The organism is Candidatus Desulfolinea nitratireducens, assembly GCF_982879505.1.
Window position 1 is genome coordinate 1 of the sequence record NZ_CEYOSI010000146.1, and the last position, 9,005, is coordinate 9,005.

Sequence of the window (9,005 nt, forward strand, 5' to 3'; positions counted from 1 at the left end):
ATCAGAACTGTTCGGGGCTAAAAGAAAGACCATATCCAGGTCATAATGCTTGCACAAAGATCTCATTTCTCCAGCTTCATCAGGTGGCAGATCGGGAACGATAAATCCACTTGCTCCTGCCCTCGCTGCATCCCGCACAAACTTTTCCAAGCCATACGCCAAGATGGGATTGATATATCCCATCAAGAGCAAGGGAATTTCAATCCCTCGGCTTCGCAGATCAGCCACGGCATTCAGACAGTGCTTTACAGTGATGCCATTTTCCAACGCCACCTGTGTACTGTGCTGAATTGTCGGGCCATCCGCCAGCGGATCTGAGAAAGACATCCCCAGCTCCATCAGATCAGCTCCCGCCTCCACACAGGCTTCGATCACATTTAACGAAATTTCATAATCAGGATATCCAACCGTGAAGTAGGGCATCAGGGCTGCTCGACCTTTACCAAAGACATCCCTTATTCTCTTGGCTTCTGCCATGGTTAATTCTCCATTCCCAAAACCTGAAGGACCGTATCCAGATCTTTATCGCCGCGCCCAGAGAGATTGACGATCAGCACGCTGTCTTTTGGCATTTTGGCTGCTCGTTTCACGGCTTCAGCAACTGCATGGGATGATTCCAGCGCTGGCAATATGCCTTCAAGACGACTAAGGGTCTGAAAAGCCTCCAAGGCCTCATCATCTGTGGCGTAGGTATAAGCAGCCCTTTCCAATTCACGTAAGCGGGTATGTTCCGGGCCAACTGCCGCATAATCCAGTCCGGCGCTGATCGAATGGGTCAATGCGATTTGTCCATCTGCGTCCTGTAAAACAAAGGTATAACAACCGTGGAGAACCCCTGGGCGCCCCATTTGGGGGTCGGCAAAGCGAGCGGCGTGCTGACCATTTTCGATCCCGGTTCCTCCAGCCTCCACGCCAATCAGGTCCACATCTTCATCATCCACAAATTCGTGAAAAATCCCGATCGCATTTGAGCCGCCACCCACACAAGCGATGATGGTATTTGGTAATTGACCCTCGGCTTCCATGATCTGAACTTTGGCCTCTCGCCCAATTACAGACTGAAAATCACGGACCATCGTTGGGTAAGGATGTGGCCCCAACGCTGAGCCAAGCAAATAATAGGTATCGTTCACATTGGTCACCCAATCCCGAATGGCTTCGTTGATCGCATCTTTCAGTGTTTTTGACCCACTTTCCACGCCACGCACTTCAGCTCCGAGCAATTTCATCCGTTGCACATTGGGGGCCTGGCGAGCCATATCAACCGTACCCATGTAAACAACACAGTCCAGGCCCAGGAGCGCGCAGGCTGTCGCTGAGGCGACCCCGTGCTGTCCTGCTCCAGTTTCTGCGATAACGCGCTGCTTGCCCATCCGCTTTGCCAGTAGCGCCTGTCCCAGGGCATTGTTGATCTTATGGGCACCTGAATGCGCTAAATCTTCCCGTTTCAAATATATTTTGGCCCCACCACATTGCTCAGTCAAACGCGCCGCAAATGTCAGCGGTGTTGGGCGTCCAACGTAGGTACTCAGCAAATGGGCAAACTCTTTCTGAAATTGGGGATCGTCACTATAGCGCAAATAAGCCGCTTCCAACTCAGCCAATGCAGGCACCAATGTTTCAGGGACGAATTGCCCGCCGTAATTTCCAAATTTTGAGGGGAGTTTTTTTTTTGGATTTTTAATCTCATCTGACATCGGTTACCTCTTTTTCTTTACCAGATTTCGCAGCCTTAATAAAAGCGAATATTTTGGAGGCATCCTTGACCCCGGGGCTTGATTCCACGCCAGAAGCCACATCTACCCCCCATGGATTTACCGCCGCAACCGCTTCAGACACATTTTCCGGGTTGAGCCCTCCCGCCAGCAAGATAGGGGCCTGCCTTGCCAGATGCCGGGCAATAGCCCAATCCCCGATTTCACCTGTGCCACCATAAGCCCCTTTTTTATAAGCATCCACAAGAATCGTCGGAGCATTTTGCCGTGCAAAGCGTCTCATCAAAGCATCCCCCTCCGGTATAGATTTTGGCCCCACAGCTTTGAAGGCAAGTTGCCCTAGTGTGCTCATTTCCTCTTTGGATTCCTTTCCGCATAATTGGACAAGATCTAAATTGCATTGCTCGATAATGGAGGATACATTATCTGATGTTTCGTTTACAAATACGCCAACATGAATGGCTTCCTTACCACCATCCTTAAGGGCAGCAATGATTTGAGCGCAATCTTTTGGCGTTATATAGCGGGAACTTTGAGGGTAAAAATTGAACCCCAATAGTTCAGCGCCAGCATCAATGGCCGTGATGGCATCTTCTATTTTCTTGATCCCACATATTTTCACGATCATGTTGTAAATTCCCTTACTTTCGCGCCAATATCCAAGGCTGTGACCAAACTTTCTCCGATCAGCATGACGTCCACACCTGCGGCAGAAAGCCGCGAAACATCCTCTTGGGTGTGGATACCACTCTCTGCGACCATGACAACATTCTCGGGAATCAACGGGCGCAATTCCAAAGAGGTCTCAAGACTGACATTGAAGGTATGCAGATCACGATTATTGACGCCAATTACATGAGCACCAGCTTCGAGCGCCTGTTCCACTTCTTCACGGGTATGCGTTTCTACCAAGGCTCCCAGATCAATTTCTTTCGCCACGGACAATAATTCACTTAATTGAGTTGAACCAAGCATCGCCACAATTAATAATATGGCGCTGGCGCCTGCTTCTCTTGCTTCGATCAATTGGTAGGGATCAAAAATAAAGTCCTTGCGTAACAGCGGTAATCCCAAGCCCAGGTTGGCAATGCTTTTGAGATACTCCAGAGAACCGCCGAAGTATTTCTCATCCGTGAGAACTGATATAGCGGCAACACCATTTTCTGCATAAATTCGCGCCAAATTCAAAGGGTCGAAATCGGGACACAAAATCCCTTTGGAGGGCGAGCGATATTTGACTTCGGCAATCAAGCGTGGGGTCACGTTCGCGACGTCCTTGAGGGCGGTGGCAAATGCCACAGGTGGTGGAAGATATTTGATCGCAGATTCCAAATCCACAGTCGAAATCTTCCGCTTTGTTTTGGCAACTTCTATTCGTTTATGCGCAAAGATCTCGTCAAGGATGCTCATCCGAAAGACTGGCTCCGTTCAATCAGCTGATCCAGCTTATTAAGCGCTTCTCCACTCTCAAGGGTTTGTTGAACTTCAGAAATAGCAGAGAAAAAATCCCCATCATCAGCGGCCAGAGCAGCCGCAGCATTGAAGATCACAACATCTTTGCGAGGACTGTCATCTTTTCCAGTTAGAATATCTCGCATCATCCGGGCATTTATTTCTGGATCGCCACCTCGCAAATCGTCTTTTGTTGCTTGTCTCAGGCCAAAATTGGAGGCATCCAACTCGTAGGTCTTCACGCTCCCATCTTTGAGGTGGCTGACCCGATTAGGACCATCGGTGGTCAATTCATCCAGCCCGCCGTGACCATGAACGACAAGGGCAGCCTTTCCGCCCAACTCGCCAAGCACCTCGGCCATCGGCTGGGTGAGATCAGGATCAAATACACCGATGAGCTGGTGGGTCGCTCCTGCCGGATTTGTAAGCGGACCGAGGATATTGAAGATGGTCCGCTGCCCCATTTCGCGGCGTGGACCAATGGCGTGCTTCATGGCCGGGTGAAATTTCGGAGCAAATAAGAAGCCTATTCCGACTTCATCTATACACTGGCCGACTTGCTCAGGAGTCAGATCAAGGTTGACCCCCAGTTCGGCCAGCACATCGGCGCTGCCACATTTGGAAGACGCAGCCCGATTACCATGTTTGGCAACCTTACGTCCTGTCCCTGCAATAAGAAAAGCTGCGGTCGTGGAAATATTAAAGGTATGCGCGCCATCGCCACCGGTTCCAACAATATCTAGCAGGCTTTCGGCCTTCGTCTTGAGGGGCACAAGAGCGGCGTGTTCCCGCATGGAACGGGCGCTGCCAGTGATCTCTTCAACCGTTTCCCCTTTCATCCGCAGCCCGGTTAGATAGCTGCCAATTTGGGCATCTGTAGCCTGCCCATCCATGATGATTCCCATGGCAGTTTCGGCTTCTTCAATACTAAGGTTTTGATGATTGATCACTTTTTCTATATAGGGTTTTAGCATATCGACCTCCAAAATTTTGAAATATGACTCAGGTTTGCACCTGCCTTTATCTTTTTAAATGACATTCCTGCCAAAAATTTTTGCCAGATTGCGGATTTCATCCGTAAAATCTCCCAGAGTTTCCAGTGGTAAAGCCTGATCTGCATCGGAGAGGGCTTCAACCGGATTGGGATGGAACTCCACGATCAAGCCATCTGCTCCGGCAGCCATGGCAGCACGGGCCGCAGGGAGGACCAGATCCGCACGCCCGGTAGCATGGCTGGGATCGCCGATGACCGGGAAGGGTGTAGTTTGCTTGAGCAATGAAATCGCACTGGTATCAAGGGTATTACGCGTGGCTGTCTCAAAGGTGCGGATGCCACGTTCACAGAGAATGATCTTCTCATTACCGCGGCTGGTAATATGCTCCACTGAGGCCATCCACTCTGCGATGGTAGACATAAATCCGCGCTTGAGCAAGACCGGTTTATCGCAATCCCCTACCGCCCACAGGAGCGGGTAGTTCTGCATATTTCGGCTGCCAATCTGGATGATATCGGCATATTCAACGACCTTTGGTATTTGCTCAACGGATATCGCTTCTGTGATAACCAGCAGATCAAACTCATCAGCCACAGCTCGCAAGATTTCAAGCCCCTCAACACCCAGCCCCTGAAAACTATGGGGGGATGTACGCGGTTTATAGGCTCCACCTCGTAATATCTTTAACCCTTGAGCATGGAGCGCCCTGGCAGAGGCCCGAGTCTGCTCATAGCTTTCTACAGAGCATGGCCCTGCCATCAGCACAGCCGCATTCCCGCCAATCTCCACGCCGTTGCCCACCGCCACAGGTTTGGTCGTATTTTCAATATTTATTCGCGTGGGTTTGATTTCACCATTTCCGTTGGTTAGAAAATTTTTCAGAATTTGTTTGCCATGAGGCGTAAAGATCGACTCAGGGTGAAATTGAACACCCACGATTGGATATTCCTTATGACGCAGAGCCATCACTTCCCCCTCAGGGGTGCGAGCGGTTACGGTCAAAGAATCCGGAAAGCTTTCCTGTTCCACGATCAACGAATGGTAACGCGTTGCATGGAACGGTTCCGGAACACCGGCGAAGAGCGGATCATCCTTGTGATGGATGGGTGAGGTTTTCCCATGCATTAATCGGGGAGCGCGGACAACCTTTCCGCCAAAGACCTCACCAATACATTGGTGTCCCAGGCAAACGCCCAAGGTGGGAATTTTCGGACCCAATTGGCGAATTAGATCACGGGAAATTCCCGCATCCGAAGGATCACCAGGTCCCGGAGAAATGACAATATGAGAAGGTTGGAGGGCCTCAACTTCCTCAGGAGTGATCTTGTCGTTGCGAAAGACCTGCACTTCGGTACCTAATTCACCAAAGTATTGGGCCAGATTATAGGTAAATGAATCGTAGTTATCGATAATCACAAGCATAATTGCTCCTTAATTAAGACCTTCGGCATTTTCTACTGCGGCGAACAGGGCTTTGGCCTTATTAATGGCTTCCTGGTATTCATTGGCAGGCACCGAGTCGGCGACGATCCCGGCCCCAGCTTGCACACTGATCTCTTGTCCTCGCATCACCATTGTGCGGATGGCGATACAGGTATCGGATGACCCATCATAGGAGATATAGCCAACGGCTCCAGCGTACACGCCACGCGGTTGGTTTTCGAGTTTGTGGATCAGCTCCATCGCCCGCACTTTGGGCGCACCACTGACCGTTCCGGCAGGGAAAGTTGCCTGCAACAAATCGAAGGCGTCGAATTCAGGGCGAATTTGACCCTCAACATGCGAGACGATATGCATGACATGGGAATAACGTTCGATGATCAATTGCTCGGGGACCTTGACCGTACCGTATTCACAAACGCGACCGAGATCATTTCGTCCCAAATCCACAAGCATGACATGCTCAGCTCGTTCCTTGGGGTCAGAGAGTAATTCATCAGCCAGATCCTGATCTTCCTCAGGTGTCGCACCACGTGGACGGGTACCGGCGATGGGACGCAGGGAGGCCAGACCATCTTCCAGACGAACATGAATTTCCGGCGAGGCCCCAATTAAGTAGAGAGGTTCGTCTTCTGTCAGATCGGCAAAATCGAAGAAAAACATATAGGGCGAGGGGTTGATCCGCCGCAAGGAACGATAGATTTCAAAGGGGCTGGCAGAGGTCGTTCGGCTCAGTTGTTGCGAAAGAACAACCTGGAAAATATCGCCAGCAGCAATATGTTCTTTAGCCTTTACCACTGCCTGGCAGAATTCATCAAAGGTGAGATTCGATTGCAATTCACCAGGTTGTATATCCGGATTGTGTCCGTTGGTATCGGGGACAGGGTTGTCCAGGCGAGCTTCAAGATCATCAAGACGGGCCTCTGCGGCCGGGATCTCACCCTCACTATGCGCTGTGGCAATCAGCAACATTTTGCCATAGGCGTGGTCAAAGGCAATCACAGTATCGGCCAAAAGGAATATCGCTTCGGGCAGATCTGGGTGGGGAAGAAGGGGTAGGGTGGGTTCGAAATATTGAACCGTCTCAAAACCAAGGTAGCCTACCAAGCCTCCCGAGAAGCGTGGCAGATCGGGATTCTTGGGGCTGGTATTCAGCCCCAAATGATCGCGGAGAATCTGCAATGGAGTCTGTTCCTCTTCAAGCGGTAGCATGTCAACACCCTGAGGGGTGTGAATCGCCCATTGGTTATCCTTCAAAATGAATGCGTCGCGCAAATCCGTCCCCAAAAAGGAGTAGCGGGCAACATGTTCACCACCAGTCACGCTTTCAAGTAAAAAGGAGGGACCTTTGCCGGCTAATTTCAGATAGACCGAAATCGGAGTTTCGAGATCGGCAGATAATTCACGCACGATGGGTATGGTTGTATCTTTGATAGTTGATTTCATTTGATATCCTTTAAATTAAAAAGCCTGCATTCGTCCGAGGGACGAGAGCAGACTCCCGTGGTGCCACCCTGGTTAGGCTGATATGCTTTATCAATTAAAGAAAAATCCCGTTGATGTTGCAACGGGGAAAAAGCCAGCCTCACTCAGTGGGGTACGGTCTGGTTGGTTACAGACTTATACCCTTTGCCTGATAACGGTGGCATTTCCGGCGCAAGCTAGTTGCTCCAAGTGGAGCGTTCGCTCTGCAGCTCTGAGGCCCATTCAACACTGGCGTACGTACTGGGTTCACACTTCTTCCCAATTCACTGGGGCGCCGTATCAGTGTTTACTATTCCTCTTCACAGCTATTAACTATAAGTTGTTGGAGCGATTTTTATCATAGATTGAGGGTGTTGTCAAATCTTACCCACAAAGTCAGGTTTTTAAAATTTGCGAGTCTAACATTTTTCGTCTTGTTATTCTATTTTTAGAACTGAATATTACCAAGAACATTCCCCAACAACACTGATACTATCAGAAAGTAAATACACGAAAGAATTAGACCAATTATGAGGTTGGAAACAAAAAAATGTCCCCAAACAGCAAATGCCCTTGGAAAAAAGTTTAGGTTTAGCAAGTTCGTGTTTGGCAATTTGTCTAATCCCTGATGGCTTGTAACCAAACCTTCTCTGCTAAATCCATTAACAACCTTTTTGAGTTCCCTGTTTTCTGTTTCTATAGACCTAATGCGATCTTCAAGAACAGAAAGATAACTTACAAGTTCTTGCATTGAGCTAAAATTATTAGTTTCCAATGTAATTCCTCCTGAAATTTACATTACTCGTCTTCTGGCGCCTCGCTGACAATATAGAGCGGGCGTCCTTTGGCTTCGTCATAGAGACGGCCAATATACTCTCCCAAAATTCCCAATGAGATGAGTTGTACCCCACCGAGAAAGAGAACGGCGATCAGCGTGGTGGCTTGCCCGCCGAAGAATTGGGTACCTGTCATCCGCAATATGGCAACAACCGGAATGGCGATTATTGCCAGACCAGCAGAGGCGAAACCGAAATAGCTGGCAACCTGCAAGGGGAAGTAGGAAAACCCCGTCACCGCGTTGAGGGCAAGCTTGAGCATCTTATTAAAGGGATATTTGGTCTCACCTGCAAATCGAGCGGCACGTTTATATTCCACGCCAACCTGTTTGAATCCGATCCAGGCTGACATTCCTCGCAAGAAGCGATGCCGTTCTCGCATGGAATTCATCACATCCACAACCTTGCGATCAAGCAGGCGGAAATCACCGGTATCAAGGGGGATTTTTACATCGGTGATCCGAAAGATAATTCGATAGAACAAGGATGCGGTAAATTTTTTAAACCAGGACTCCCCTTCCCGCTCGGCACGGACCGCAAAAACAACCTGATAACCTTCACGCCATTTTTCGATCAAGTCAAGAATAACTTCGGGTGGGTCCTGTAGATCGGCGTCGATAATTGTGACGGCCTCACCACGCGCATAATCCAGGCCAGCCGTGACCGCAATTTGATGGCCGAAGTTGCGGGCAAAGATCACCGGGCGGATATTTTTATTAACGGAAGCAAGCTCACGGATACGTTCGGTTGAACCATCGGATGAGCCATCGTCCACGAGGACGAGTTCCCATTCCTCTCCGGTAGAGTCCATCACATCCGTAATACGTTTGCAAAATTCATCCACGATTCCGATCTCGTTATAAATTGGGGCCACAACTGAATAGGTAAATTTTTTTGTCATTTTATTTTCCTGTTTTGGATATTTGCCAAAAGCATAAAAAAATATGTAGAAGTTGTTTAGAAAGTTTTCTAGTATTGTTAAATAATATTAAATACGAAAACCCGGTTTTCAGGACGCTTAAGTGTAATCCAAAAAACCGAGTTTTCTCTTTTTCAAAGGATTTTAATTAATTTTCTTCAGGTACAACACCAGCCATCATCAG

Annotated in this window: 9 protein-coding genes; all 9 read right to left on the minus strand. The window is 49.1% G+C overall.

The genetic code is table 11. The features are described from left to right. Positions 1-477: tryptophan synthase subunit alpha (trpA, locus tag AC3DOM_RS12435; RefSeq protein WP_487919368.1), on the minus strand; the 477-nt coding region annotated here is incomplete at its 3' end. Positions 478-479: 2 nt separating this feature from the next. Continuing rightward, complete coding sequence (gene trpB / locus AC3DOM_RS12440) at positions 480-1,697, minus strand: tryptophan synthase subunit beta (RefSeq protein ID WP_487919369.1); 1,218 nt, start codon at positions 1,695-1,697, stop codon at positions 480-482. Next, entirely contained in the window at positions 1,687-2,343 is a 657-nt protein-coding gene (locus AC3DOM_RS12445; RefSeq protein WP_487919370.1) for a phosphoribosylanthranilate isomerase, read from the minus strand. Before AC3DOM_RS12445 ends, trpB begins: the two co-directional genes overlap by 11 nt. Then, on the minus strand, positions 2,340-3,125 hold the full coding sequence (gene trpC / locus AC3DOM_RS12450; RefSeq protein WP_487919371.1) for an indole-3-glycerol phosphate synthase TrpC: 786 nt from the start codon (positions 3,123-3,125) through the stop codon (positions 2,340-2,342). Before trpC ends, AC3DOM_RS12445 begins: the two co-directional genes overlap by 4 nt. Next, entirely contained in the window at positions 3,122-4,141 is a 1,020-nt protein-coding gene (gene trpD, locus AC3DOM_RS12455; protein WP_487919372.1) for an anthranilate phosphoribosyltransferase, read from the minus strand. Before trpD ends, trpC begins: the two co-directional genes overlap by 4 nt. A 54-nt stretch (positions 4,142-4,195) precedes the next feature. After that, positions 4,196-5,584: a bifunctional 3-deoxy-7-phosphoheptulonate synthase/chorismate mutase gene (locus AC3DOM_RS12460; protein ID WP_487919373.1), complete on the minus strand. Its 1,389-nt coding sequence runs from the start codon at positions 5,582-5,584 to the stop codon at positions 4,196-4,198. A 9-nt stretch (positions 5,585-5,593) separates the two neighbouring features. Beyond that, on the minus strand, positions 5,594-7,048 hold the full coding sequence (trpE, locus tag AC3DOM_RS12465; RefSeq protein ID WP_487919374.1) for an anthranilate synthase component I: 1,455 nt from the start codon (positions 7,046-7,048) through the stop codon (positions 5,594-5,596). A 466-nt stretch (positions 7,049-7,514) separates the two neighbouring features. Beyond that, entirely contained in the window at positions 7,515-7,841 is a 327-nt protein-coding gene (locus AC3DOM_RS12470) for a hypothetical protein (RefSeq protein ID WP_487919375.1), read from the minus strand. Positions 7,842-7,864: 23 nt separating this feature from the next. Then, a complete protein-coding gene (locus AC3DOM_RS12475; protein WP_487919376.1) occupies positions 7,865-8,803 on the minus strand; it encodes a glycosyltransferase family 2 protein in 939 nt (312 codons plus the stop codon). Positions 8,804-9,005: the final 202 nt, after the last annotated feature.

Bases quoted from the DNA above. Each gene is read 5' to 3' on its own strand.
- AC3DOM_RS12475 (WP_487919376.1), bottom strand. From the start codon at position 8,803: ATGACAAAAAAATTTACCTATTCAGTTGTGGCCCCAATTTATAACGAG.
- AC3DOM_RS12460 (WP_487919373.1), bottom strand. From the start codon at position 5,584: ATGCTTGTGATTATCGATAACTACGATTCATTTACCTATAATCTGGCC.
- AC3DOM_RS12445 (WP_487919370.1), bottom strand. From the start codon at position 2,343: ATGATCGTGAAAATATGTGGGATCAAGAAAATAGAAGATGCCATCACG.
- trpB (WP_487919369.1), bottom strand. From the start codon at position 1,697: ATGTCAGATGAGATTAAAAATCCAAAAAAAAAACTCCCCTCAAAATTT.
- trpC (WP_487919371.1), bottom strand. From the start codon at position 3,125: ATGAGCATCCTTGACGAGATCTTTGCGCATAAACGAATAGAAGTTGCC.
- trpD (WP_487919372.1), bottom strand. From the start codon at position 4,141: ATGCTAAAACCCTATATAGAAAAAGTGATCAATCATCAAAACCTTAGT.
- trpE (WP_487919374.1), bottom strand. From the start codon at position 7,048: ATGAAATCAACTATCAAAGATACAACCATACCCATCGTGCGTGAATTA.